Raw genomic sequence first — 24,535 nt, 5'->3', positions numbered from 1 at the left:
CCGGGAGGCAATCATGATCTTGCGGCTTTCGAAGGGGACGCAATCCACGCTAGACTGTCCAGGCGGCCGTCTGGTTGCGGAGCTCGCCGGACTTTGGCAAGCGATCGGACGAACCGCCATCCCCGACACGGAGACACGTTCATGTTTGCGGCCAAGGCCATCGACACCTCAGACAAGCCCACGTTCTACCGCGACCTCGCCACCCAATTGAAGGCGCTGCTCGAGGGTGAGCGCGATTCGATCGCCAACGCCGCCAACACCGCAGCACTCATCTTCCAGATGGTGCCGGACCTCAACTGGGCCGGTTTCTATTTCCTGCAGTCGGACGAGGAAATGGTGCTCGGGCCGTTCCAGGGCAAGCCGGCCTGTGTGCGCATCGCCGTCGGCAAGGGCGTGTGCGGAACGGCGGTCGAACTCGGCACCTCGATGCTGATCAAGGACGTGCATGATTTTCCCGGCCACATCGCCTGCGATGCCGATTCGCGCTCGGAACTGGTGGTGCTGCTCGAGGACGATGAAGGCGTCTTCGGCGTGCTCGATCTCGACAGCCCGCTGCCCGGCCGCTTCGACAAGGCCGACCAGGCCGGCATCGAGACGCTGGCGGCGATCTATGCCGCGGCGAGTTCGTTCGAGGACTGATCAGCCTACGAACTTCACCAGCATCAGGCTGAAGCAGCCGATGAACAGGAAGGCCGAGAAGGCGAGCGCCAGCGGGCGCAGGCCGCGCGAGCGCAACTGAGAGATGTCGGCCTGCAGGCCCATGGCGGCCAGGCCCATGGTCAGCATGATGGTGGTGGCGAGCGCCATTGCCGATTTCACCTCGGTGGGCACCGTGACCAAGCTGTTCAACGCCACGACAGCGACGAAGGCGGCGACGAACCACGGCATGGGCGGCCGCGCCGCCACCTCACTGCTGCTCCTGCCGCGCGCCATCAGGCCGAGCGCGACGACCATCGGCGCCAGCATGGCGACGCGGGTCAGCTTGGCGACGGTGGCGATCTCGCCGGACTGGGTGCCGTTCTGAAAGCCGGCGCCGATGACTTGCGCCACCTCGTGGATCGAGGCGCCGGCCCACAGGCCGAAAGCGTGCTGGTCGAGGCCGAGCATGGGCGCCATGAGCGGGAAGCCGAGCATGGCGACGGTGCCGAACAAGGTGATCGAGGCGACGGCGTAGGTGACGTCCTCGTCGCGCGCATCGGTGACGATGTTGGTGGCGACGATGGCCGAAGCGCCGCAGATCGAGGTGCCGGCGGCGATCAACTGCGCCAGCTTGGCGTCGACGCCGATCAGCCGGCCAAGCGTGATGGTGAAAACGAAGGTGGCGCCAAGCGTCGCCGCGACAATGCCGACGCCGCCAGCGCCGATCGAGACCACCTGGCCGAGCGTCAGCTGGAAGCCGAGCAGCACGATGGCGAAGCGCAACAGGCGCTTTTGCGAGAATGCGATACCGGCTTTGGCGTGCACGGGCGTGCCGAGCACGTTGGAGTAGATCATGCCGGCGACGACGGCGAGGATCATTGGACTGAACAGCGCGAGGCCGGAAACATTGCGCGCCGAGAAGGCGACGGCAGTGATCATCGTGACCAGCACGATGCCGGGGACGATGCCATTCCAGCCAAGGGATTTTCGCCCTTGCGCGACATCGGCAGGAAACGCGCTTTTTGGAATATCGTTCGCGAAGTGGGAAACGGAAGACAATGCAATGCTCCAGGCGGGTATGCCGGGAGAATGCCATTCCTAAACCAATCTTTCCAACGAATTATTTTCGTTAGAATAATCGATTTTTACGAACGATCCACGGACGCTGCCGCGCAGACGTCGCTTTCTGGGCGACCTGGATTAAAGCTGCGCCTCGATCGCGGCCTTGTCGATCACCGACCAGACGTTCCTGATCCGGTCGTCGAGGAATTCATAGAAGACGTTCTCGCTGAAGGACACCTTCCTGCCGTTTACAGGGAGCCCGAAGAAGGTTCCCTTCGGCGTGCAGTTGAACTGAAGCCGGCTGGCTAGGAACGGCGGTTCGGCGATCAGCAACTGGATATCGAAATAGAGGTCTGGGATTTCCCGAAAATCGCGCTCCAGCATGTCCTGGTAACCCGACAGTCCGACGCGGTCGCCATTGTAGTGCACCTCGTCATGAACGAAGCGATGCAGCTTCTGCCAGTCCTGATTGTTGAGGCAGGCGATGTAGCCTCGATAGAGGTCGGTCACGGTCACGGCGATGGCTCCGGTGCTGATGCCCGCCATATTGCGACAGGGCTGAAGGCCAGGACGTACAATAAAAGCAACACATAGCGGGCCGTAGTCCTGTTGCCAGTGCCCAAGTTCAGGGAACAATTCCGAATTCGTGTCCGCTCATCACCTGGTCCAATGCACGCTGATCAACGTGCTCGCTGTCAACCGAGGCCTCAAGTTGGGTCAACGGTGCTTGCAGCGTCCAGGTGACACCGTGGCTATCATGCTCGAGAACACCGGTGCCGCTCACCGCGGCTGGAGCGACGCGCCGCAGCACCACGCTGCCGAAACCACCATGGCCGATCGTCTGTACTTCAGGACCATCTCTCTCTTTCCAGATCAGCTGGAACTGTTTCTGGCCGACCAGTCCGGTTACCTTCCATTGCACCGTTATCGTTCCCTCTGCGGCCGAAAGGACGCCGTATTTAGCGGAATTGGTCGCGAGTTCATGAAACGCTATGCCGAGGTACTGGACGGCATTGGGGCTCAGCGTCAGGGAAGGGCCCGACATTGAGATCCGCTCCTCGTTGCCGAACGGTTTGGCCTGCGCAAGCAGCAGTTCGAAGATCGTGGCGCCCTTCCAGTCGCCGGAAACCAGAAGGTCATGCGAGAGCGACAACGCCATGATGCGCTCGCGCACCTGACGTTCGAACTGGGCCGGCGTCGATGACCGCTTGCTGGTCTCCCGGATCATCGAGATGATGACGGAATACTGGTTCTTCACCCGGTGGTTGACCTCGCGCATCAGCATGCGGATGCGATATTCGTTCTCCTTGGCTACTGATATGTCGCGGGCGATCTTCGAGGCGCCGACGATCTGCCCGACGGCGTTGCGCACCGGCGAGATTGTCAGGGATACGGGCACAAGGCTGCCGTCCTTGCGGCGGCGGATGGTTTCGTAGGTCTCGACCTGCTCGCCTTTGCGGATGCGCTCCAATATGCGCGGCTCTTCGTCCAAATGGTCGTCCGGTATCAGCATAGTTACCGACCTTCCGATTGCTTCGTCGGCGGTGTAACCGAACAGACGTTGGGCGGCTGAGTTCCAGCTCCTGATGACTCCGTTCAAATCCTTGCTGACGATGGCATCGAAGGAAGACTCCACGATGGCTGACAGATGATGCCTGGCCTCGTCGGCATGATGGCGGTCAGTGAGATCGAACAGCATATTGACGGCGCCGACCAGTCTGCCCTGCTCGTCATGAAGCGGCGTGGGATAGGGAAGGAACGGCACACGCGTGCCGTCCGGGCGTTGGGAGATAGCCGACTGGTTTCTGACCGGCCGGTTCTCCTTTAGCGCGACAGCCATCGGGCATTGGTCATGCGGCAACATTTCACCGTCGGTCGTGAACAGCTTGTGCGTCACACACCATCGGTCTTTTCCGAGCTCGGGTTCGCGCCCAGCGAAATCTGCCGCGGCCCGATTGAAATAGGTGATCTTGCCTTCGGTGTCGGTGGTGTAGATTGCTACGGGAAGATTATCGAGGATTTGGTGGGGCAGATCAAAGGTCGAGCTCGAGGTTTTCGTCACTTGCGCCACGTATAGGAGTTCCAGTTAACCGCAGTGAACGCGGTGCCGCGGAAATGGTTCCGCGACCATTTCCGGGGATAGTCACCGCAGGCGGCGGCGAGTCAAAGCCGGGTGGAAGCTGCTCACCGACTTACACCTTGCCCCGGTATCGCAGCGCTTCGACCAGCAGCGAGAAGGCCGGCGTGGCTTGCCGGCGGCTGGGGTAATAGAGATGGTAGCCGGGGAAGGGCCCGCACCAGTCGGCGAGCACACGCACCAGCCGGCCGTTGGCCAGATGGGCCGTCACCTGCTCCTCAGGCAGATAGGCAAGGCCGAGGCCGGCGAGCACCGCGTTCATGCGCAGCGCGGCCGTGTTGAACACAAGCTGGCCTTCGACCCGAACCTTCAGCTCGCGTCCGGCCTTCTCGAACTCCCAGGCATAGAGCCCGCCATAGGTGGGCAGCCGCAGATTGATGCAATTGTGGGTGGTCAGGTCCTGCGGCGTGCGCGGCTTTGGTCGGGTAGCGAAATAGGCTGGCGAGCCGACCACCGCCATGCGCATGTCGGGGCCGATGCGCACCGCGATCATGTCGCGCGCCACCTGTTCGCCCAGCCGCACGCCGGCGTCGAAGCGCTCGGCGACGATGTCGGTCAGTCCATAGTCGACGATGATCTCGACCTTGATGTCGGGATAGTCGGGCAGCAGCGGGGCGATCGCCGGCCACAGGGTCGCATCGGCGGCGTGCTCACCGGCGCTGATGCGGATGGTGCCGGCGGGTTTTTCCCGCAATGCGCTCAAGGCAATGAGCTCGGTCTCGATCTCGTCCAGCCGCGGCCCGACGGTGCGAAGCAGCCGCTCCCCGGCTTCGGTGGGCGACACGTTGCGCGTGGTGCGGGTCAGGAGCCGTAGACCCAGCCGCTCCTCCAGCGCCCGCACCGTGTGGCTGAGCGCCGATTGGGAAACCCCGAGCTTGGCCGCCGCCCTGGTGAAGCTTTCCTCGCGCGCCACAGCGAGGAAGGCGGTTAGCTCATTCAGGTTGTCACGTGGCATTCATGAGCCCCCTTCATAAGATCATGCTGGATATAGCACCTAGTCGGCACCAATCGCAGACCCTAGATAGGCGTTATCACACCGGGCACCTCCGGCCGTCTCTAAAGCCGGGCGGTCGTGTCATGGCTGTTGCCAGGAAGGGACAAAACCATGGACATCACGCGAAACGGCTCTCAGGCCTCGGCCAAGGGATCGGCCGACTATTTCACCGGTGCGGTGCGCATCGACGCGCCGTTCAAGGGCAGCGAGCCCGCCCGGGTCGGCGGCGCCACCGTGACTTTCGAGCCCGGCGCGCGCACCGCCTGGCACACGCATCCGCTCGGCCAGACGCTGATCGTTCTCTCGGGCGCCGGCCTGGCGCAGCGCGAGGGCGGCCCGATCGAATCGATCCAGCCCGGCGACATCGTCTGGTTCGCGCCCGGAGAGAAGCATTGGCATGGCGCCGCGCCGACCACGGCGATGAGCCACATCGCTATCGCCGAAGCGCTCGACGGCAAGGTCGTCGACTGGTTGGAGCATGTCAGCGACGAACAATACGGGATTTGACCAGGTATCGGCGCGTGGCGCCGAGTTCAACGCCCGAACTCTACGAAGGAGACCACCATGACCGATGTTCCAAGGCTGAAAAGCCCATTCTCCGATATCGCTCCCGCGCTTGGCAGATACAGCCCTGGATCGTTCCGATCCCCGGCACCACCAAGCTCAATCGCCTCGAAGAGAACATCGGATCGGTCACTGTCGCGCTGACGGCGAACGATCTTGCCGACATCGAGAACGCGGTCTCGGCGATCGCCGTACAGGGAGCGCGCTATTCTCCGCAACAGGAAGCAAGGATCGATTGCTAGAGCCAGGCGCAGGCTGAGGGCACTCGACGACCGGGTAGCCATTCCGGCCGACGGCGCAGGAGTTGAGGGGATTGTGCGCGGATCGGGCGGCAGCGTTTCAGTTTGAAATTTGGCCTTCTGCGAACTCGCGTCTTGCGGCCGTGAAAACCTCGCGGGCAGCATCCGCATTCATGACGGCGATTGCCAGCCCAATGACAATATCGGGCCAAGCCGAATTCCACACAAATGCCGTGACCAGGCCGGCGGCAATGATTGCCACATTGGCCAGGACGTCGTTGCGCGCCGACAGGAAGGCGGCGCGGGTGAGGCTGCCGCTGTGATCGCGATAGCGAGCGAGCATGAGCGCGCACGACAGGTTGACGAGGATCGCGCCAGCCGCTGTGAGCGTTAGCGGAACGGGAGCTGGCGGAATTGGAATGTTGAATTTCTCCCAGGCTGTCCAAAGGGTCGCCAATGCGGGGATCAGAAGTATCCCGGCCAGCGCCATTCCGAGCCGCGCTCGATTGCGGACGGTCCAGCCCAACGCGACCATGATCAGGAGATTGACGGATGCGTCCTCCAGAAAATCGATGCTGTCCGCGAACAGCGATACCGATCCGATCCAAACGGCTACGGCAAATTCGATCCCGAAATAGGCCAGGTTCAGGATGGCCACCATCCGCACCGCTTTGTTCAGCGTCCCGGTCATAGTTTGCCCATCGATCAGCTGCCGTTGGCACAAAGCATATAGCGATTCTATGCCCTGCGGCGCGAGGACCAGAATCTTGTCGCCATTCGAGACACTGTCGATCGAGCGGTCGCCTTGACATCGCCGCGCTTCCTGTTCCAACTTGGCGCCATGTTCGTTTTCGCGCCCGCCAACACCAAGCGACGTCGCCCCTGCACAGTGCGGAGCGGCAAGCTGATTGCGCGACGACAAAGACCGGCAGGATAGACCCGGTTCTTTCGTTTCCAGCCCCGCCCGCGAAACCGCCGGCGGGATTTTTCATGTCTGGAGCAGTTTGATGACCAACAATTCTTCCATCCGGCTTCGGCCGGCCGCGCCCGCTGACGCCGCCGCGATCCGGGATATCGTGCGCGCCGCCTATGCCAAATGGGTAGCGGTGATCGGCCGCGAGCCTCTGCCGATGCGCGCCGACTACGAGAAGGCTGTTGCCGAGCATCCGTTCGATCTCGCCGTCGAGGATGATCGGATCGTGGGAATGATTGAAACCATGCTGGCCGAGGATCACCTGTGGATCGAGAATGTCTGTGTCGCACCGGATGCGCAGGGCAGGGGGATTGGCCGGCTGTTGCTGGAGTGGGCCGAGCGCAAGGCGATCGAGTCGGGCCGCGACGAGCTTCGCCTGCTGACCAATGGCGCGTTCGAGGCGAACGTATCGCTCTACAAGAGGCAGGGCTATATCGTGGATCGGGACGAGCCGTTCATGGGCGGCATGACGGTCTATATGAGCAAGAGGCTAGCGGGATCACCGGCGATCTGAGGAAGGATTTCGATAATGGCTGCCAAGGTCAGGCTTAAGCAACTCCCGGGGTCTTACGCGGTTTCCCGGCTGGCGGCGGGCGAGACCATTCCCGGTTGGGCGGACGGACCAGGCTTCGTCAGCATCACAAGGACCGACGACGAGTTTTCGATCGTTTGCCTGCAGGACCGCGTGCCGCATGCCGTCAAGCAGGATATCGACTGGGTGGCCTTCAAGCTCCTGGGCCCGTTCGCCTTCGACGAAACCGGTATCGTGCTGTCGGTCATCAGGCCGTTGTCGGAAAACGGGTTGGGCATCTTCGTGGTGTCCACTTTCGATGGCGACCATCTCCTGGTGAAAGCCACGGATCAGGCCGCGGCGAGGCGGTTTCTGGTCGAGGCCGGGCATACCTTGCTGTAGTCCATCCTCACCAAGCCGGTTGCTGCCCAACCGCTCTGGCTCAATCACTGCCGCACTGGCTCAACCACTTCGGGGGTTGTGTTTGACAGCGGCGTTTGTGCATCGTTATCTCCAGCCAGATATGACGGCCCGGCGCGACCATGCGGCCAAGGAGAAAACGATGTCACACAATCTGCAGTTCTACATCGATGGCGCGTGGGTCGATCCTGTTGTGCCCAACACATTGGACGTCATCGATCCCTCGAATGAGGACGCTTTTGCGCAGATTTCGCTCGGCTCAAAGGCCGATGTCGACAAGGCGGTGGCTGCCGCCAAGCGCGCCTTCAACGGCTTTGGTTTCACCGAAGTTAGCGAGCGGCTCGACCTGTTGAACCGCATCATCGCGGTCTACAAGAAGCGCAGTGGCGATCTTGCGGTTGCCGTGTCGCGCGAGATGGGCGCGCCGCGCCAGATGGCGTTGGACAGCCAGGTCGGCATTGGGCTGGCGCATCTGACCAAAATGGCCGAGACGCTGAAGGCTTTCGAATTCCGCCACGTGAAGGGCAATCATCTCGTGGTCAAGGAGCCGATCGGTGTCGTCGGGCTGATCACGCCGTGGAACTGGCCGCTCAACCAGATCACCTGCAAGGTGGGTCCGGCGCTCGCCGCCGGCTGCACCATGGTGCTCAAGCCATCCGAGATCGCGCCGCTCGACGCCATCATCTTCGCCGAGATCCTCGACGAGGCCGGCGTGCCGAAGGGCGTCTTCAACCTCGTCAATGGCGACGGACCGGGCGTCGGCCAGGCGTTGTCCAGCCATCCTGACATCGACATGATGTCGTTCACCGGTTCGACCCGCGCCGGCATCCTAGTGGCCAAGGCCGCCGCCGACACGGTCAAGCGCGTGCATCAGGAGCTTGGTGGCAAGTCGGCCAACATTCTGTTCCCCGACGTCGACCTCGCAAGCGCGGTCAGCAAGGGCGTGGCCGGTTGCTTCAGCAACAGCGGCCAGTCCTGCAACGCGCCAACGCGCATGTTCGTGCCGCGCGAGCGCCATGACGAGGCGGCCGGCTATGCCAAGGTTGCGGCGGAAAAATTCAATGTCGGTCCGGCCGACGTTGCCGGCACCAAGCTCGGCCCGGTCGTCAGCCAAGTTCAGTTCGACAAGATACAGGACCTGATCCAGGCCGGCATCGACGAGGGTGCGACGTTGGTCGCCGGCGGCCCCGGCCGTCCGGCCGAACTCAACCGCGGCTACTATGTCAGGCCGACAGTGTTCGCCGACGTCACCCACGACATGCGCATCGCGCGCGAGGAGATCTTTGGGCCGGTACTGGCGATCATGCCCTATGACAGCGTCGACGAGGTGGTCGAGACCGCCAACGACACCGTCTATGGCCTCGCCTCCTACATCCAGGCCAAGGACATGAAGAAGGCGCGCGAAGTCGCGGCGCGCATGCGCACCGGCAATGTCTACATCAACTATCCCCAGTGGGACGCCGGCCTGCCGTTCGGCGGCTACAAGCAGTCGGGCAATGGCCGCGAATATGCCGAATACGGACTTGAGGATTTCCTCGAGATCAAGGGCATCGCGGGATATGAGGCGGCTGAGTAGGCACCGTACAGTGTGATGCAATAAAGGGCGCGGCCTGCGGTGTGGGCCGCGCCTTTTCATTTTGCAGCCAAGCCTTGCCATCTCCCGCATTCTTGCCAATTGGCAAATACATGCTATATATCTGCCAATCAGCAAGGTGAACGCAATGCAGCTTCAGTCCATCGTCACCACGCCGGCCACGTTCGGAGCCGCTATCTCGGATGAAGAAGCGGGCGCGCTGGCGCGCACCACGGTCAATCTGTTCAAGGCCTGGAACCTCACCGACCTGGAGGCCTGCATCCTGCTTGGCGGTATGTCGGCGCGCACCTGGGCACGCTGGAAGACTGGGGCGAAGGAAGGTGGCATCGGCAGGATCGACCGCGACCTGCGCACCCGCATGGCGCATCTGATGGGCATCCACAAGGGCCTGCGCTACCTCTTCACGGAGCCGGCGCGCGGCTATGCCTGGATCCGCAAGCCCAATGCCACCTTTGGCGGCCAGTCGGCGCTCGACCTGATGCTGCGCGGCGAAATCTCCGATCTCTCGGCGATGCGCGAATGGCTCGATGCGGAGCGTGGTGCATGGTGAGTGGGCTTGCGGTCCGTCGCCGCGTCGACTGGCACCAGACCTTCCGCATCATCCGTTCCATCCACCCACCGATCGACCTGTTCGAAGACATTGCCGACCCGCGCGACTGGGAGGCGCTGGCCGCCGTCGAGGCGAAGACCAACCCGCGCGTACGGTTCGAGATCGGCGACCTCGGCAAGGTGGCTGCCGCAAGGCGGGTTTCCGGCCCCGGCGCCAGTTTCGTGATGGCGCCCTTCGTGCATTGTTCGACGCTGCGGCCGGGGCGCTTCTCGGATGGCAGCTACGGGATCTATTATGCCGGCGACAGCGAGGAGGTGGCGCTGGCCGAGACCATCCACCACCATCAGAAATTCATGGGCGCCACAAACGAAGGGCCGGGCTGGACGGCGGATTTCCGCGTGCTGATCGGCAACGTCGACCGCGATCTCGATGACGTCAACGCCGTGCCCGGCGTGCTCGACCCGGACGACTATTCCGCCTCGCAGGCGGAAGGGCGGGCGCTGCGGGCAGCAGGCAGCGACGGGCTGGTGTGGAACAGCGTGCGCATGCCGGGCGGCGGCTGCATCGGCATCTTCTGGCCCGACGTCATTGCCGTTCCAGTGCAGGGCCGCCACTACAGCTACCACTGGGACGGTGCCCGGGTGGACTTCGTGCGCCAGCACGATACGGGAAAGGTGCTTGCCGTCACATCATAGCGGCGGACATCCTTTACAGATCGTGGGGGAGTCGATATTCACGAATCCATAAATCCAAGGATTCGGATATATGAATAGGAAGGGCACTTTGAACGCGCTGGCCGCACTTGGCCAGGAGACGCGGCTGGATGTCTTCCGGCTGCTCGTGCGTGCCGGCCCGGAAGGCATTCCAGCCGGCGAGATCGCAACGAGGCTGGACACGATCCAGAACACCATGTCGGCGCATCTGAAGGTGCTCGCCCATGCCGGGCTGATCCGTCCCGAACGCGACGGAAGGACCGTGCGCTATGTCGCCGACATGACCGGCTTGCGCGACCTGCTGGCCTATCTGATGGAAGATTGCTGCAATGGCGCGCCGGAGCTCTGCCGCCCGGTCATCAATGCCGTGACCTGTGACTGCTGAGGGGCTTGTGACTGTCCGCCGCGCGCCGTTCGAACAAGGAAGCCATCATGACCGATCATGCTCTGAACGCAGCTGAGGCGGTGCGGCCCGGCATCGGCTTCGTCGAGAAATATCTGACGGTGTGGGTGGCACTGTGCATCGTCGCGGGCATCGCGCTTGGCCATCTGCTGCCGGGCGTGTTCGGCGCCATCGCGTCGACCGAGATCGCCAGGGTCAACATTCCTGTCGCCGTACTGATCTGGCTGATGATCGTGCCGATGCTCTTGCGCGTCGATTTCGCCTCGCTGGCCAAGGTCGGCACTTATTGGCGCGGCATCGGCGTGACGCTGTTCATCAACTGGGCGGTGAAGCCGTTCTCGATGGCGCTGCTGGGCTGGCTCTTCATCGGCTGGTTGTTCCGGCCGTGGCTGCCCGCCGTGCAGATCGATTCCTACATTGCCGGGCTGATCATCCTTGCCGCGGCGCCCTGCACGGCGATGGTTTTCGTCTGGTCGAACCTGACGCGCGGCGAGCCGAATTTCACGCTGTCGCAGGTGGCGCTCAACGACGCGATCATGATCGTCGCCTTCGCGCCAATCGTCGGCCTGCTGCTCGGCCTGTCGGCGATCACCGTGCCATGGGGCACGCTGATGCTGTCGGTCGCACTCTACATCGTCGCGCCGGTGATCGTCGCGCAGTTGGTTCGTGGCCGGCTGCTGGCAGCGAGGGGACAGGCCGGGCTTGAGGCCCTGCTTGCCACGCTGCAGCCTCTGTCGCTGGTTGCCTTGCTGGCGACGTTGGTGCTGCTGTTCGGCTTCCAGGGCGAGCAGATCATTGCGCAGCCGTTGGTGATCGTGCTGCTGGCAGTGCCGATCCTGATCCAGGTCTACTTCAACTCCGGTCTTGCCTATCTGCTCAACCGCCTCAGCGGCGAACGGCACTGCGTGGCTGGACCATCGGCGCTGATCGGCGCGTCGAACTTCTTCGAGCTGGCGGTGGCCGCCGCGATCGCGCTGTTCGGGCTGAATTCTGGCGCGGCCCTTGCCACTGTGGTCGGGGTGCTCATCGAGGTTCCGGTCATGCTCTCGGTGGTGTGGATCGTGAACCGCAGCAAGGGCTGGTACGAGATGGGCGGCGCCGTCCGGAATACCATGTCGGCTGAGAGGACCTCGAAATGACCATCACCATCTACCACAATCCCGATTGCGGCACGTCGCGCAACACGTTGGCCATGATCCGCCAGTCGGGCGAGGAGCCGGAGGTGATCGAATATCTGAAGACGCCGCCATCGCGCGAAAGATTGGTCGACCTGATCGCGGCGATGGGCATTACACCGCGCGGCCTGCTGCGCGAGAAGGGCACACCCTATGCCGAACTCGGCCTTGCCGACCCGAAATGGTCCGACCAGCAGATCCTCGATTTCATGCTGGCACATCCAATCCTGATCAACCGGCCGATCGTCGTCAGTCCGCTCGGCGTCGTACTGGCGCGGCCGTCGGAAAAGGTGCTGGACATTCTGCCCAATCCGGACATCGGCACGTTCACCAAGGAGGATGGCGAGGTGGTCATTTACGCCTCGGGCAAGCGCGCCGGCTGATGCTATTTCCATATTTTCGAAATTGGGTTGACGGCGCGAAAAGTGCCGCGTAGCTTATTTCCATGAAACTCGAAAAAGCAGCCGCGCAGCTTGAAGCGCTCGGCAATCCGACGCGGCTTCAGCTCTATCGCATCCTGGTGCGGGCCGGTGATGACGGGCTTGCCGTCGGCAGCGTCCAGGGCAGGCTCGACATTCCGTCCTCCACGCTGTCGCATCACCTCAAACGGCTGGTCGATACCGGGCTTGTCACGCAGGAACGGCAAGCGACGACGCTGATCTGCCGCGCCAACTATCCCGGCATGAATGCGCTGATCGGCTATCTCGCCGACGAGTGCTGCGCGGATGCTGTCTGCGCGCCCGCCGTCGGCAAAGCACTGGCCTGATTTTTCTGCGCGTATAATTCGAAGATACCGGAAGGATCGAACCTATGGACATGATGACAGATCTTCCCGTCGCGGTAATTGGCGCCGGCCCGGTCGGCCTTGCCGCCGCGGCGCATCTGGTCGAGCGCGGCATCCGCCTGCTGATCCTGGAGCGCGGCGAAAGCGTTGGTGCCGCACTGCTCGAATGGGGCCACGTGCGGGTGTTCTCGCCGTGGGAATACAACATCGACGCGGCGGCGCGGGCGCTGCTCGACCGCTCCGGCTGGACGGCGCCGGACAGCCAGGGCCTGCCGACCGGCGGCGAGATCGTGCGCGACTATCTGGCGCCGCTTGGCCGGCTTCCGGCGATCGCCGCCAATCTGAAGCTCGGCGCCGAGGTCACCGCGATCACCCGTCAGGGGCACGACAAGGTCGCCAATGACGGCCGCAAGGACGCGCCCTTCGTCATCCGCTACCGCGATGGCGGCGGTGAGCACCGCTTTCTCGCACGCGCCGTCATCGACGCATCCGGAACATGGTGGCGGCCAAACCCGATCGGCATCGACGGGCTGCCGGTTGCCGGCGAAGGCAAGGCGTCGGCACGCATCGCCTATGGCATTCCCGACGTGGTCGGCAAGGCGAGAGAAGACTATGCGGGCAAGCGCATCCTGGTCATCGGCGGCGGGCACTCGGCCATCAACGTCGCGCTGGCGCTGATGGAGTTGCAGGATGGCGCGCCTGGCACCGAGATCTTCTGGGCGCTGCGGCACGCCAGCATCGAGAGATTGCTCGGCGGCGGGCTGAACGACCAATTGCCGGAACGTGGTGCGCTTGGGCTGGCCGCCAGGCAGGCGATGGCGGACGGCAGGCTGAACATGCTGACGGGCTTCGCCGTCGACCGCATCGAGACGCAAGGCGAGAAGCTTGCCGTCGACGCCCACCTCGCCGGCAAGCCGTTCAGCATGGCCGTGGACCGCATCGTCGTCACCACCGGCTTCAGGCCAGACCTGTCGTTCCTCGGCGAAATCCGCATCGCGCTCGATCCCGTCGTCGAAGCGCCGCCGGCACTGGCGCCGCTGATCGATCCGAACTTCCACTCATGCGGCACGGTTCCCGCGCATGGCATTGCGGAGCTCGCGCAGCCCGAACTCGGTTTCACCATCGTCGGCTCGAAATCCTACGGCCGTGCCCCGACCTTCCTGATGGCGACCGGCTACGAGCAGGTCCGCTCGGTGGTGGCCGATATTGCCGGAGACCATGCCGCGGCCCGCGAGGTGCGGCTGGTGCTGCCGGAGACCGGCGTGTGCAGTGCCGTCGGTGTCGCGACGGTATCGGAAAGCGCCGGCTGCTGTGGCGGGCCTGCTCCCGCCGCTGTCGATGCCTGCTGCGTCAGGGATGCGGACGCCAAGGCAACCGGCGCATCGGGTTGCGGCTGCGCAACCGCGCCGGCCACCGAGACGCGAGAGAATATGGCGGCCGGCGTCGATGCCTGAACGATCCGTCCTGCGCAAGGCGATCTGGGCGCTTGGGCTGACCCAGATCATCGGCTACGGCACGCTCTATTACAGCTTCTCGATCCTGGCGCCGGCAATGGCACGCGAGTTCGGGCTCACGGAAGGCTGGGTATTCGCAGCCCTGTCGGCCTCGCTGTTTGCCGGCAGCCTGTTCGCGCCGACTGCCGGGCGGTGGGCCGACCGCTTCGGCGCCGGCCGCATCATGACCGCCGGCTCGGTCGCGGCGGCTGTGGCGCTGGCGCTGTGCGCCGTCGCACCCGGCCGCGTGAGCTTCGTTCTGGGATTGCTGGCGATGGAACTGGCCTCCAGCTTCGTCCTCTACAGCGCTGCCTTCGTGGCGATCGTGCAGGTCGGGGTTCCCCGGCCGCAACGCAGCATCACCCATCTGACGCTGATCGCCGGGTTTGCCTCTACCCTGTTCTGGCCGCTGACCTCGGCGCTGCATGCGCATCTCACATGGCGCGAGGTCTACCTTTTGTTCGCCGCTCTCAATCTCGGCCTATGCCTGCCGATCCACGCCTGGCTGATGCGCCTGTCGCGTCGCCACGCAACGGTCACGCCGCATGAGCGCGGTTCCGCCCCCCATGAAGCGGGAATGCCGCTCGATGCGCGGCGCGGCCGGGCCGCATTCCTGCTGATGCTGGCGGGGTTCGCCACCGAGGGCTTCGTGCTGTCGGCGATCCTCATCCACATGGTGCCGCTGACGGCGGCCCTTGGGCTCGGCACCGCAGGCCTCTTCGTCTCGACCCTGTTCGGGCCGGCGCAGGTCGCCAGCCGGTTGATCAACATGCTGTTTGGCGGGCGGCTGCAGCAGACGCACCTTGCCGTCATTGCCGCGTCACTGCTCACGGCCGGGCTGTGTGCGCTGTTGCTGACCACGCCATGGCTGCCCGGCGCCTTCGTGTTCGTGTTCCTGTTCGGCCTCGGCTCCGGCCTCACCAGCATCGTCGGCGGCACCTTGCCGCTCGAACTCTTCGGCCGCGAAGGCTATGGCGCGCGGCTGGGATGGGCGAGCGCTGCCCGCCAGTTCACCTCGGCCTTCGCGCCGTTCGCGCTCGCCTTCATGATGGCGCGGACATCCGTCGCCAATTCCTTGTGGGTGCTGGTGGTCGTCGCCGCGAGCGGGGTCATCGCCTTCCTCGCCATCGCGCTGCTCAGGCGGCGCGGCGGCCCGGCAGCGTTTGCGATTGGCGGCAGCGCGGAAGAGGCGACCTGACCGCCCGCCTTTAGTGCCGCAGAATCTTGCTCAGGAAAGCGCGGCTGCGGTCGGTTTTGGGGTGTGAAAAGAACTCGTCGGGCGTGCCGCTTTCGACGATGGCGCCGGCGTCCATGAACACCACGCGCTGGGCGACCTTGCGGGCAAAGCCCATCTCGTGCGTCACCACCATCATGGTCATGCCTTCCTCGGCGACCGCGACCATGACGTCGAGCACTTCGGAAATCATCTCGGGATCGAGCGCCGAGGTCGGCTCGTCGAACAGCATGATCTTGGGCCGCATGCCGAGGCAACGCGCGATCGCCACGCGCTGCTGCTGGCCGCCGGAGAGCTGTGCTGGATAGGCATTGACCTTGTCGGCGAGGCCTACCTTGGCCAGCAATTCGCGGCCGGCCTTTTCGGCTTCGGCACGCGGGATCTTGCGGACATGGATGGGGGCGAGCGTGACGTTTTCGAGTGCCGTCTTATGCGGGTAGAGGTTGAACGACTGGAAGACGAAGCCGATCTCGGTGCGCAGCTGGGTCATGTTGGTGGCGGGGTCGCCCAGGCGCTGGCCGTCGACGACGAGATCGCCGTCCTTGATCGCCTCCAGGCCGTTGACGCAGCGGATCAGAGTGCTTTTGCCCGAGCCGCTCGGGCCGCAGACGACGACCACCTCGCGGGGTTCGACGCTCAACGTGATGTCCTTGAGCACATTAAGCGTGCCGAACCATTTGTTGACGCCGCGAAAGTCGATCATGCCGGTTTTGGCGAGGCCCGTTTTGGTCATGTTTTCTGGACCTTTGGGGTTGGAAGTCACAACTGCACCTCGCCATGCGCCGCGCCCATGCGCTGCTCCAGCCGGCGGGCCAGCATGATCAGCGGATAGCAGACGATGAAATAGCCGACGCCGACGAGGAAGAACACCAGCAGGCCGTTGGGCACACGCTGCACCACCAGCCAGCCGACGCGGGTGAGGTCGGTCAATCCGATGGCCGAGACGACAGAAGAATCCTTGATCAGCAGCACATACTGCCCGACCAATGGCGGCAGCACGATGCGCATCGCCTGCGGCAGCACCACCTGGCGCATGCGCTGCCAGCGCGACAGGCCGGACGCCAGTGCCGCCTCGACCTGGCCGGTCGGTACCGAGCGGATGCCGGCGACGACGATCTCGCAGATGAAGCAGGCGGCGAGGTTGGTCAGCGCGATGATGCCGGCGGTGAAGGCGTCGAGCTCGACGCCGAACTCCGGCAGGATGAAGAAGATCAGGAAGATCTGCACCAGGAACGGCGTGCCGCGGATCAGGTCGACCCAGGCGCCGATCAAGCCCGAGATCAGCCGGTTGCCGCCGGTGCGCAAGATGCCGAGGCCGAAGCCGAGCATGGTGCCGAGCACCAGGCTGATCAGCGACAGCAACACGGTCATGCCGAGGCCGCGCAGGGCCAGTGGATAGGAGCCGGCGAGGCTTTGCAGTTGTTGCCAGATCATGTCCGCGCCCCCGCTGTGCCGAGCCAGCGGCTGGAGAGCCCAGCCAGTCCTTTCAGGCCGTAATAGAGCAGCAGATAGAAGGCGGCGATGGTGAGGAAACCTTCCGCCGGCATGAAGCGGTCGGAGGCGAGCAATTGACCGGCGCGCGTCAGTTCCGAAACCGAGATCAGCGACAAAAGGGCGGAATCCTTGACCAGCACGATCGCTTGGCCGAGCAGCGGCGGGATCGTCACCTTGAAGGCTTGCGGCAGGACGACAAGGCGCATACGCTGGACATAGGTCATGCCCGAAGCGACGCTGGCCTCGACCTGGCCGCGCGGGATCGACAGGATGCCGGCGCGAATGATTTCAGCGATATAGGCGCCGCTGTTCAGCGACAACGCGAGGATGCCGACGACGAGTTCCGGCAGAACGAAGCCGAGCCGGGGCAGGCCGAAATAAAGAAAATAGAGCTGCGCCAGCAAGGGCGTGGCACGCACCGCATCGATATAGGCCTTGGCTGGGGCGCGAAACAGCCAGCCGCGCTGCAGATTCATGGCGCACAGCACGATGCCGACGATAAGCGCGCCGACAAAGGACAGCGCCGACAGCCAAACGGTCGTGACCAGGCCCTGTCCGAACAACGGCAGGTATTCGACGATGGTGCGGAAACTGAAATTTTCGAGCATCGTTGGGTGAAATCCCCAGAGCGCAGGCAACGACGATGAAACGAAATTCCGGGCGGCTTCGCGGCGTTTAAGATGCGCGCGAAACCGCCTGGATTTATCGCTGCTTAGTGATCCTTCTTCCAGGCGTCGGAATTGACCCAGTAGTCGAGGTTCTTCTGCAGGCGGCCGTCGATAGTGACCTGGTTGAGGAACAGGTTCATCCAGATCAACAGGTCCGGCTCATCATAGCGGGTGGCGAAGGCAAGCGGCTCCTTCGACAGAAGGTCCGGCATGATGGTGAAGGTGCCGGCCGGATAGGCGGTCGACTGGCCCTTGACCGCCGAGACGTCGTTGACGCCGCAATCGGCCTGGCCGTTGTTGACGGCGTCGAGCAGCAGCGGACCGCCACCCTTGTAGCTCTTGATGTCGGCATCGGGGAAGGCGTTCTTGGCTTCCTTCTCGCCGGTGGCGCCGAGCAGCACGGCGATCTTGGTGCCCTTGGCCTTGCAGTCCTCGGTGGTCTTGAACTTGCTGTCGGCCTTGGTGAAGACGGTGCTGCCCGTGTACATGTAAGGCGTGGTGAACGCGACCTTCATGCCGCGCGCCAGCGTCGGTGTCATGTCGGCGACCAGCAGGTCGGCCTTGCCCGACAGCAGCGCCGGGATCAAACCATCCCAGTCGAAGTCGAGGAAGGTGATTTTCACACCCATTTCCTTGGCCATCAGTTCGGCCAGTTCGACCGAACTGCCGGTGCGTTCGCCATTGGCGCCGACCAGCGAGAAGGGCGGTCCCTGGGTCTGCACGGCGACGCGCAATTCGCCGCGCTTGGTGATGTCGTCGAGCGTACCCGCACTGGCCGCAGCGGTGAGCCCGGCGAGCGCAAGCCCGGCGATGAAAAGTCTTCCGGCGATGAAAAGTCTGGCAATCTTCATTTCGGTATTCCTCCCTGTTGTCGTTAATGTGTGCCCGCGGTTCTCCTTGGGCTCCTTTTTGAGCGGCAGCGCCGTTGCCGGCGGCAGCCACCGTTCGAAAATCTTTCGCCTCAGTCCCGTGCCACCGTCTCGGAAACCGTGATGCCACGCCTGGCCAATTCATCGAAGAACCTGATGTCGGGCACATCCAGCAGCGGGTTCAAAAAGCCGGGTCTGGTGATCTCGCCCCTCGCCAGCATCTGCGCCACGATGCTGGCGGGATAGCCGACGCCGAGGCTCATGCCGAACAGGCCGGAAACGAGATCGCGTTCGATGATCAGGTCCGACGTCACCGTCTTGGCGCGGCCGCCTTCGAGGCCGGAAAAGACATTGCGCATCACGCAAAGATCCTTTTCGCCGGGGCCGTATTGCAATTGCGGGTCGAGCAGCCGGCCAAGGAATTCGCGCGGGCTGTTGGAGGTGCCGGGCACCTTGTCCTCAGAGAGGAAACCGAGTTCCTTCAACGGCGCCCAGAAGGCCGACCATCCCGGCCAGCGCAGTGTGTAGCGGCCGGAGCGGCGCAGCCCTTTTGCGGCGTCCAGCATCTCGACATAGTGCAGCGCGTCGCCATTGGGGAAGGCCTCGAGCCTGCCGAGGCCGGCAACCTCGATTTCATGGATGAACGGATTGTCGTGCTGCTGGCCGGCAGGCACTGCGACACGGTTCCCGTCCTCGATCATCACGCTGTCGCGGTTCTGGCTGACCAGGACCATGTCGAAATTCCAGCTCACCTTGTAGCACAGCGGCTTGGCCATCGCCTGCGGCTCGGGGATGCCGCCGCAATAGGAATCGATCGAAGAAATCGAGTCGAACTGCCTGGCGGCGCGCGCGTAGAGCACGAGGTCGATGCCGGGGTCGAGCCCGCATTCGGTCATGATCGAGACACCGGCCTGTTCGGCGGCCGGCGCCAGGTCGGCGATCGACTTGGCGTAATTGGTGGTGACCAGCGGCGTGCGCGTGGCGATCGCGGCCTGCACCGCCTCGCGCATCAGCGGCTGCGGCAACAGGTCGATGACGGCGTCGACATCATCAAGCACAGTGGCCAGCGCCGGGCCGATCGCGCCCTCAGGCACGACGAAGCGCACGCGGGCAAGATCGGTCAGGCCGGCAAGCCGGGCCGGGCCGTCCGCTGCGGTATCGACGCAGACGATTTCCTCGACGCCGTCGCTGGCGACGAGGTCGGTGATTGCCGCCCGGCCCTGCAGGCCGATGCCGCCGAGTACCGCGATCTTCATGCCGGCTCCTTGCGGTCGTCCGACCAGCAGCCTTCCGGCAGGCTGACCCATTTGTTGCAGGACGCCATGACGACGAAGGTCTCGCTGCGCACCACTTCGCCCGGCTCGCCGGCGCCGGGGATCAGTTCGCTGGTGACGCGGTAGAGGTCGGCGACGTCACCGGCCACCGTCACGTCGACGATGATATCGAAGCGCCCGGTGACCACCGAAGCCGAGTTGACGAAGGGCAGTTCGGCAATGCGCTGCGCCAGTTCGCGGGCCCGGCCGCGCCCTTGGGCATTGATGCCGACAATGGCGGAGATCAGCTCGGGGCGCTCGGTCAGGTTCAGCAGCCCGACGATCTTGAGCAGGTTGCGGTCGAGCAGGTTGCGCAGCCGCGAGCGCACCGTCGGCACCGAAATCGCCAATATCTCGGCGATCCGGTTGATGCCCGGCTGGGCGTCCTGCGACAGCTGTTTGACCAGCCGCCGATCGGTCAGATCGAGATGTTCCCGCAAAGTCCCCGTCTTTCACAAAAGGAAAAAAGTTTGGCGATTTTTTTGCCAATGTGCAAACAAGCTACGTCACGAATATTTGAAAAGCAAGGCAATGATTCAGCGCTGATGGGGATAGGTGCTCGCTGTCCGGCTCACGCCAGCGCTGTCGCGAGCAATTTTGCCTGCGGTGTCAACTCGTCGAAGTGGCGGGCGCAGAGGTTGAGCTGGCGCGTTGCCCAGTCGTCGGTCAGCCGCAGTGTGCGTAGTGTCCGCGCCGAGCGGCGGGCGGCACTTTCCGGCACGATGGCGATGCCGGCCCCTTGCGCGACCAGCCGGCAGACATTGTCGAGGCCGGGAACGCGGATGCGGACATGCAGATGGCCGCCAAGGCGGGCCGCCTGGCGGGCGATGTGCTCCTGCAGCGCATGGCCGGTGCTGAGGCCGACGAAAGATTCGCCGAGAAGCTCAGTGAGGTTGACGGTGCGGCCTTCAAGGCCGGGCCGGTTTCGCGCGGCGATCACCACCAGCCGGTCTATGAAGAACGGTTTCTGCTCGAGGTGCGCAAGGCCGGCCCAGGTGGCGGCGATGCCGAGATCGGCCGCACCACTGGCCACGGCTTGCGCGATCTCATGGCTGGGGCGCTCGTCGAGCTCGATGTCGATGCCGGGGTGCGCGACAAGGAAGGCGGGCAGGATCTCGCGCAGCAACTCGGCTGTGGCGGCGGTGTTGGCCATCAGCCGGACGCGGGCGCGCAGGCCGGTGGCATAGGCGGCGAGGTCGCCGGCCATCGCCTCGATCTGGTTCTGCACCGCGCGCGCATGATGCAGCAGCGCCTGTCCGGCCGCCGTCGGCACCACCCCACGGCGCCGGCGCTCCAGCAGCGGCGCGCCGAGCCGCTCCTCCATGCCCTTGATGCGGGCGCTGGCCGACGCCAGGGCCAGTCCGGCAAGCTCGGCGCCATGGGTGATGCTGCCGCGTTCGGCGACCAGCAGGAACAGGCGGAGATCGACCAGATCGAAGCGCATTCTCTTGCTCCTGCGAATATTCAGCGCCGGGAAGGCGGTCGGCTCTCCAGCCTTCGCCCTGGCCGAAGGCTGGCAGCGCAACTTCCACATTGTGATCGGCCAGGATTTTCGTCAAACAGTTTCGAAGGAGATCTTGTGATGAACGAACGAACATCAGGGCGGCTCGGCATTCTTGAAAGCACGGCGATCGTGCTGGCCATTGCGGTGGCCGGCCTTGCCATGGCGCGAGCGGGATCAGGCCTGCGGGGATGCGCGGCGACGGTCGTATCCACCAGCCGCGATGCGGCGCCGGCAAAGGCCGTCAGCCCGGATGCCGAAGCAACCGATATGCTGCTGCATGACTGATCCGGCCCTGAAGATACGATCATGCTGAGCGCCGGCATCCTCGCCTGGATCGCCGCCGTGTTCCTCGCCGCCGGCTTCGTCAAGGGCGTCGTCGGCATGGGCCTGCCGACCGTGGCGATGGGCCTGCTGGCGGTGACGATGCCGCCAGCACAGGCCGCGGCACTGCTGCTGATCCCGTCGCTGGTTACCAACCTCTGGCAATTGCTGACCGGCCCGTCCTTCGGCCGGCTGTGCAAGCGGCTGTGGACGATGATGGCCGGCGTGATGCTCGGCACCGTTGCCGGCGCCGGCCTGCTGACCGGCACGCATACGGGCGCGGCCTCAGCGGGGCTGGGCGCCGCACTGGTGCTTTATGCGATCCTCGGCCTCGCCAAAGCCGGCTTCACCACGCCGGCGCGCCGCGAAGCCTTGATGTCACCGCTGGTCGGGGTGGCGACCGGGCTGGTCACCGGCGCCACCGGCGTCTTCGTCATCCCGGCGGTGCCCTATCTGCAGTCGCTGCGGCTGGAGAAAGAAGACCTGATCCAGGCGCTCGGCCTGTCCTTCACCGTGTCGACGGCGGCGCTCGCCATCGGGTTGTTCAAGGCAGGCGCCCTGGCGTCGCCGAGTGCGCAACTGGTGGGGTCGGTCGCAGCCCTTGTGCCGGCGCTGGCCGGCATGTTCGCCGGCCAGGCGCTGCGCCAGAAGATGAGCGTCGAGACCTTCCGCAAAGTGTTCTTCGCGGGGTTGCTGGCGCTTGGGGTCTATCTCGTGGGGGAGTTGGTGTTCTAGGCGCCGGACTTCCCCAGAGCACTGGCAGGAAGTCGTCAGCCAATGCTTTCGCTGAGATCAGCGAGCGTGACCATGAGTGTCAACGGCTCGACCGGCGAGGGCTCGAACCCGATGGTGATGTAGAAAGCTCGGGCATCGTCGGAAATCGCATGCACCACTATGCCTTTGATGCCCAGTATTTCAGCAGCCTGGAGAATTCGTAGACCGGCATCCCTTACCAGCGCCCGACCGATGCCCCGACCGTGATAGGCTTGGTCTACGGCCAACCTGCCTAGCACTGCGACGGGGATCGGATCGGGCATGTCGCGCCGGAAACGGCTGGAAGCTTCGACCATTTTCACGGCGCCGCTGGCAACGGCATAGTAGCCAATCACACGGTTGCCTTTGCAAGTCACATAGGTCCGGGATGCACCGCCCGCTTGATTGGTGCGAGCACGTTTTTTCAACCAATCGTCGAGCGCTGTAATGCCCGACGAAAATTCCCCGAGTTCGTGATGATCCGCGAGTGGAACCGGGACCGACAGCGTCACGCAGCTTCCCACGGAGCCTTTGTCGTCATCGTGCGGCGCAATCGGTCGTTGGGCTGCGGCGGCGCGTCGAGGCGTGCCAGAAACGCAGCGTAGACATCCGGTTCGACGGTAAACACGAGACGGTTGAGCAACGCTTCCTCAGCGGCGCGTTGCGAGGCTTCAAGCATGAAGTCGGTGCGATTCTTACCGAGCAATTCGGCTGCGCGGTCGATCAGATTGCGAACTTCCGGCTTGACGCGGATGTTGAGCGGAACGCTCTTCGGCACCGGATGATGTGACGTTGGCATGGACGGCTCCTTCGTTGCACATATCTAGCACAGCGTAACGACATTGTCATTACCCGGTTCGATGGAGCATGCGATCCGTAGTAGCCCTAGCGCACGACCAGCACCGGGATCTCCGTGTAGGACAGCACTTCCGCCGTCTGGCTGCCGAGGAGCAGCTTGCCCAGCCCGCGGCGGCCGTGCGAAGCCATGACGATCAGGTCGCAGCCCAGGGCCTGCGACAGTTCCAGAATGGCTTCGGCGGGCCGCTTGTCCTCGACATGCACGACCTCCGCCGAGACGCCGGCGGCGTCGGCCGATGCCTTGCACTTGTCAAGAACTTCCTTGGCGTATTTGCGCGCCTCTTCCTGATAGGCGGCCAGTTCATCGCCGGCGGCGTAGCCGGCCATGGCGCCGCCCCAGGCGAAGATCGGGAATTGTTCGGAGACGGTGATGAAAGTAACAGAGGCGCCGAGGCCCTTGGCCAATGTCAGGCCGTGGGTAACGCCCTTGTCGGCCAGTTCCGATCCGTCCGTGGCGATGAGCAAATGTTTGTACATGATGACATGACCTGTTGCGCAAGGGCCAATGCCCTTGAGGTGGCGGGAGCCTTGTGGAGGCTGGCCTTGATATAGTTGCGGCCTCGGGCCGATCACAGGGCCGGCCCCGCCGCGGATCAAGGCCAGGCGACCACGCAGTCTTGTACCAAGCGGATTCCCCTTTGCCGCATCGTCGCCTAAGGTGCGGGTGACATTGAAAGGCAGTCCATGAGCAACTCGTATCCGCAAATCCATCTGGTCCGGCATGGTGAGACGGCATGGAGCCTTTCGGGGCAGCATACCGGCCGCACCGACATGCCGTTGAGCCCGGTTGGCGAGGCCGCCGCGCGGGGTCTCGCGGACAGGCTCGAGGGCCTGTCTTTTTCGGCGGTATGGTCGAGCCCGTCGCAGCGCGCCTACAACACCAGCGTACTGGCTGGCTTCGGCGCGCAGAGCGTCAAGAAGGACGATCTGCAGGAGTGGGACTATGGCGCCTATGAGGGGCTGACGACAAAACAGATCCTGGCCGAGCGCCGCGGCTGGAATGTGTTTCGCGATGGGTGTCCAAAGGGCGAGATGGCGGCCGATGTCGGCGCGCGGGCCGACAGGATTATCGCTGGGCTGCGCGAGGCCAATGCCAGCACATTGGTGTTTTCCAGCGCACATTTTCTGCGCGTGCTGGCGGCGCGCTGGATCGGGCTGCCGCCGGAGGGCGGCGCGCTGCTGGTGCTCGATACGGCCAGCATCAGCGTGCTCGGCTACGAGCACGATTTGAGCGAGCCGGTCATCCGGAAATGGAACCAGAAATAGAGCA

31 protein-coding genes and 1 pseudogene are annotated in these 24,535 nt (G+C 64.0%); 17 read left to right on the top strand and 15 right to left on the bottom strand.

Going from position 1 to position 24,535, the window contains the following annotated elements; genetic code table 11:
• The first annotated feature begins 141 nt into the window (after positions 1-141).
• Positions 142-639 (top strand): GAF domain-containing protein, encoded by a 498-nt coding sequence (locus M729_RS0104500; RefSeq protein WP_013530535.1) that lies wholly within the window; start codon positions 142-144, stop codon positions 637-639.
• Here M729_RS0104500 and M729_RS0104495 read toward each other — a convergent pair whose 3' ends face one another.
• The 4 genes from M729_RS0104495 to M729_RS0104480 all read right to left on the bottom strand — a co-directional run bounded on the left by M729_RS0104495 (position 640) and on the right by M729_RS0104480 (position 4,793).
• Complete coding sequence (locus tag M729_RS0104495; protein WP_027160876.1) at positions 640-1,698, bottom strand: YeiH family protein; 1,059 nt, start codon at positions 1,696-1,698, stop codon at positions 640-642. It abuts the gene before it with no gap.
• 141 nt (positions 1,699-1,839) lie between these two features.
• Positions 1,840-2,217, bottom strand: coding sequence for an ester cyclase (locus tag M729_RS0104490; protein ID WP_027160875.1), 378 nt, complete (start codon positions 2,215-2,217; stop codon positions 1,840-1,842).
• Between the two features lie 109 nt (positions 2,218-2,326).
• The gene (locus M729_RS0104485; RefSeq protein WP_027160874.1) at positions 2,327-3,772 is read right to left on the bottom strand and encodes a PAS domain S-box protein; all 1,446 of its coding nucleotides are present in this window, start codon (positions 3,770-3,772) and stop codon (positions 2,327-2,329) included.
• 121 nt (positions 3,773-3,893) lie between these two features.
• On the bottom strand, positions 3,894-4,793 hold the full coding sequence (locus tag M729_RS0104480) for a LysR family transcriptional regulator (protein WP_027160873.1): 900 nt from the start codon (positions 4,791-4,793) through the stop codon (positions 3,894-3,896).
• Positions 4,794-4,943: 150 nt separating this feature from the next.
• Between M729_RS0104480 and M729_RS0104475 the strand changes: the two genes are divergently transcribed.
• On the top strand, positions 4,944-5,339 hold the full coding sequence (locus M729_RS0104475; RefSeq protein WP_027160872.1) for a cupin domain-containing protein: 396 nt from the start codon (positions 4,944-4,946) through the stop codon (positions 5,337-5,339).
• Between the two features lie 101 nt (positions 5,340-5,440).
• Positions 5,441-5,638: pseudogene (locus M729_RS0104470) on the top strand (aldo/keto reductase); the annotation flags it as partial.
• Positions 5,639-5,735: 97 nt separating this feature from the next.
• Here the strand turns inward: M729_RS0104470 and M729_RS0104465 are convergent.
• Complete coding sequence (locus M729_RS0104465) at positions 5,736-6,326, bottom strand: cation diffusion facilitator family transporter (RefSeq protein WP_024501789.1); 591 nt, start codon at positions 6,324-6,326, stop codon at positions 5,736-5,738.
• Between the two features lie 316 nt (positions 6,327-6,642).
• Between M729_RS0104465 and M729_RS0104460 the strand changes: the two genes are divergently transcribed.
• The 11 genes from M729_RS0104460 (at position 6,643) to arsK (ending at position 15,449) form a co-directional block, all read left to right on the top strand.
• Positions 6,643-7,122, top strand: coding sequence for a GNAT family N-acetyltransferase (locus M729_RS0104460; RefSeq protein WP_024501788.1), 480 nt, complete (start codon positions 6,643-6,645; stop codon positions 7,120-7,122).
• Positions 7,123-7,137: 15 nt separating this feature from the next.
• A complete protein-coding gene (locus M729_RS0104455) occupies positions 7,138-7,521 on the top strand; it encodes an ACT domain-containing protein (protein ID WP_024501787.1) in 384 nt (127 codons plus the stop codon).
• A 160-nt stretch (positions 7,522-7,681) separates the two neighbouring features.
• Complete coding sequence (locus M729_RS0104450) at positions 7,682-9,115, top strand: aldehyde dehydrogenase family protein (protein WP_027160870.1); 1,434 nt, start codon at positions 7,682-7,684, stop codon at positions 9,113-9,115.
• Positions 9,116-9,260: 145 nt separating this feature from the next.
• Complete coding sequence (locus tag M729_RS0104445) at positions 9,261-9,683, top strand: MbcA/ParS/Xre antitoxin family protein (RefSeq protein WP_013530547.1); 423 nt, start codon at positions 9,261-9,263, stop codon at positions 9,681-9,683.
• A complete protein-coding gene (locus M729_RS0104440) occupies positions 9,677-10,378 on the top strand; it encodes an RES family NAD+ phosphorylase (RefSeq protein ID WP_024501785.1) in 702 nt (233 codons plus the stop codon). Before M729_RS0104445 ends, M729_RS0104440 begins: the two co-directional genes overlap by 7 nt.
• A gap of 70 nt (positions 10,379-10,448) precedes the next feature.
• Complete coding sequence (locus M729_RS0104435) at positions 10,449-10,781, top strand: metalloregulator ArsR/SmtB family transcription factor (RefSeq protein WP_024501784.1); 333 nt, start codon at positions 10,449-10,451, stop codon at positions 10,779-10,781.
• 92 nt (positions 10,782-10,873) lie between these two features.
• Positions 10,874-11,938 (top strand): ACR3 family arsenite efflux transporter, encoded by a 1,065-nt coding sequence (gene arsB, locus M729_RS0104430; protein ID WP_032808051.1) that lies wholly within the window; start codon positions 10,874-10,876, stop codon positions 11,936-11,938.
• A complete protein-coding gene (gene arsC / locus M729_RS0104425) occupies positions 11,935-12,357 on the top strand; it encodes an arsenate reductase (glutaredoxin) (RefSeq protein ID WP_027160868.1) in 423 nt (140 codons plus the stop codon). The genes arsB and arsC overlap by 4 nt, the downstream gene beginning before the upstream one ends.
• Positions 12,358-12,419: 62 nt before the next feature.
• Positions 12,420-12,740 carry a metalloregulator ArsR/SmtB family transcription factor gene (locus tag M729_RS0104420; RefSeq protein ID WP_013530552.1) on the top strand — a complete coding sequence of 107 codons (321 nt, stop codon included), beginning with the start codon at positions 12,420-12,422 and terminating at the stop codon, positions 12,738-12,740.
• Between the two features lie 44 nt (positions 12,741-12,784).
• Complete coding sequence (locus M729_RS0104415) at positions 12,785-14,212, top strand: NAD(P)-binding domain-containing protein (RefSeq protein WP_027160867.1); 1,428 nt, start codon at positions 12,785-12,787, stop codon at positions 14,210-14,212.
• Complete coding sequence (gene arsK / locus M729_RS0104410; RefSeq protein ID WP_027160866.1) at positions 14,205-15,449, top strand: arsenite efflux MFS transporter ArsK; 1,245 nt, start codon at positions 14,205-14,207, stop codon at positions 15,447-15,449. The genes M729_RS0104415 and arsK overlap by 8 nt, the downstream gene beginning before the upstream one ends.
• Before the next feature lie 10 nt (positions 15,450-15,459).
• Here arsK and M729_RS0104405 read toward each other — a convergent pair whose 3' ends face one another.
• From M729_RS0104405 to M729_RS0104375, 7 genes are all read right to left on the bottom strand, one after another.
• Positions 15,460-16,188 carry an amino acid ABC transporter ATP-binding protein gene (locus M729_RS0104405; protein WP_027160865.1) on the bottom strand — a complete coding sequence of 243 codons (729 nt, stop codon included), beginning with the start codon at positions 16,186-16,188 and terminating at the stop codon, positions 15,460-15,462.
• Positions 16,189-16,244: 56 nt separating this feature from the next.
• Complete coding sequence (locus M729_RS0104400) at positions 16,245-16,919, bottom strand: amino acid ABC transporter permease (RefSeq protein ID WP_027160864.1); 675 nt, start codon at positions 16,917-16,919, stop codon at positions 16,245-16,247.
• Positions 16,916-17,587, bottom strand: a complete 672-nt coding sequence (locus M729_RS0104395) for an amino acid ABC transporter permease (RefSeq protein WP_013530557.1) — start codon at positions 17,585-17,587, stop codon at positions 16,916-16,918. Before M729_RS0104395 ends, M729_RS0104400 begins: the two co-directional genes overlap by 4 nt.
• A 104-nt stretch (positions 17,588-17,691) precedes the next feature.
• Positions 17,692-18,498, bottom strand: coding sequence for an ABC transporter substrate-binding protein (locus tag M729_RS0104390; RefSeq protein WP_013530558.1), 807 nt, complete (start codon positions 18,496-18,498; stop codon positions 17,692-17,694).
• Positions 18,499-18,608: 110 nt separating this feature from the next.
• Positions 18,609-19,772: a saccharopine dehydrogenase family protein gene (locus tag M729_RS0104385; protein WP_027160863.1), complete on the bottom strand. Its 1,164-nt coding sequence runs from the start codon at positions 19,770-19,772 to the stop codon at positions 18,609-18,611.
• Complete coding sequence (locus M729_RS0104380; RefSeq protein WP_024501775.1) at positions 19,769-20,269, bottom strand: Lrp/AsnC family transcriptional regulator; 501 nt, start codon at positions 20,267-20,269, stop codon at positions 19,769-19,771. The genes M729_RS0104385 and M729_RS0104380 overlap by 4 nt, the downstream gene beginning before the upstream one ends.
• A gap of 131 nt (positions 20,270-20,400) precedes the next feature.
• Positions 20,401-21,273: a LysR substrate-binding domain-containing protein gene (locus tag M729_RS0104375; protein ID WP_027160862.1), complete on the bottom strand. Its 873-nt coding sequence runs from the start codon at positions 21,271-21,273 to the stop codon at positions 20,401-20,403.
• Between the two features lie 138 nt (positions 21,274-21,411).
• Between M729_RS0104375 and M729_RS0104365 the strand changes: the two genes are divergently transcribed.
• Positions 21,412-21,618 (top strand): hypothetical protein, encoded by a 207-nt coding sequence (locus M729_RS0104365; RefSeq protein ID WP_027160861.1) that lies wholly within the window; start codon positions 21,412-21,414, stop codon positions 21,616-21,618.
• Positions 21,619-21,639: 21 nt separating this feature from the next.
• On the top strand, positions 21,640-22,389 hold the full coding sequence (locus M729_RS0104360) for a sulfite exporter TauE/SafE family protein (RefSeq protein WP_027160860.1): 750 nt from the start codon (positions 21,640-21,642) through the stop codon (positions 22,387-22,389).
• Positions 22,390-22,424: 35 nt separating this feature from the next.
• On the opposite strand, the gene M729_RS0104355 is transcribed toward M729_RS0104360, so the two are convergent.
• The 3 genes from M729_RS0104355 to M729_RS0104345 all read right to left on the bottom strand — a co-directional run bounded on the left by M729_RS0104355 (position 22,425) and on the right by M729_RS0104345 (position 23,742).
• Positions 22,425-22,919, bottom strand: a complete 495-nt coding sequence (locus tag M729_RS0104355; RefSeq protein WP_013530563.1) for a GNAT family N-acetyltransferase — start codon at positions 22,917-22,919, stop codon at positions 22,425-22,427.
• Positions 22,916-23,206 carry a DUF1778 domain-containing protein gene (locus tag M729_RS0104350; protein ID WP_013530564.1) on the bottom strand — a complete coding sequence of 97 codons (291 nt, stop codon included), beginning with the start codon at positions 23,204-23,206 and terminating at the stop codon, positions 22,916-22,918. Before M729_RS0104350 ends, M729_RS0104355 begins: the two co-directional genes overlap by 4 nt.
• A gap of 86 nt (positions 23,207-23,292) precedes the next feature.
• Positions 23,293-23,742, bottom strand: coding sequence for a universal stress protein (locus tag M729_RS0104345; protein ID WP_027160859.1), 450 nt, complete (start codon positions 23,740-23,742; stop codon positions 23,293-23,295).
• Between the two features lie 207 nt (positions 23,743-23,949).
• Between M729_RS0104345 and M729_RS0104340 the strand changes: the two genes are divergently transcribed.
• The gene (locus tag M729_RS0104340; protein ID WP_027160858.1) at positions 23,950-24,531 is read left to right on the top strand and encodes a histidine phosphatase family protein; all 582 of its coding nucleotides are present in this window, start codon (positions 23,950-23,952) and stop codon (positions 24,529-24,531) included.
• Positions 24,532-24,535: the final 4 nt, after the last annotated feature.

This window comes from Mesorhizobium sp. WSM1293 (assembly GCF_000513875.1).
GTDB classification, from domain to species: Bacteria; Pseudomonadota; Alphaproteobacteria; order Rhizobiales; family Rhizobiaceae; genus Mesorhizobium; species Mesorhizobium ciceri.
Note: the sequence above shows the minus strand (reverse complement) of the source record. Positions and strands in the feature narration are given on the sequence as shown.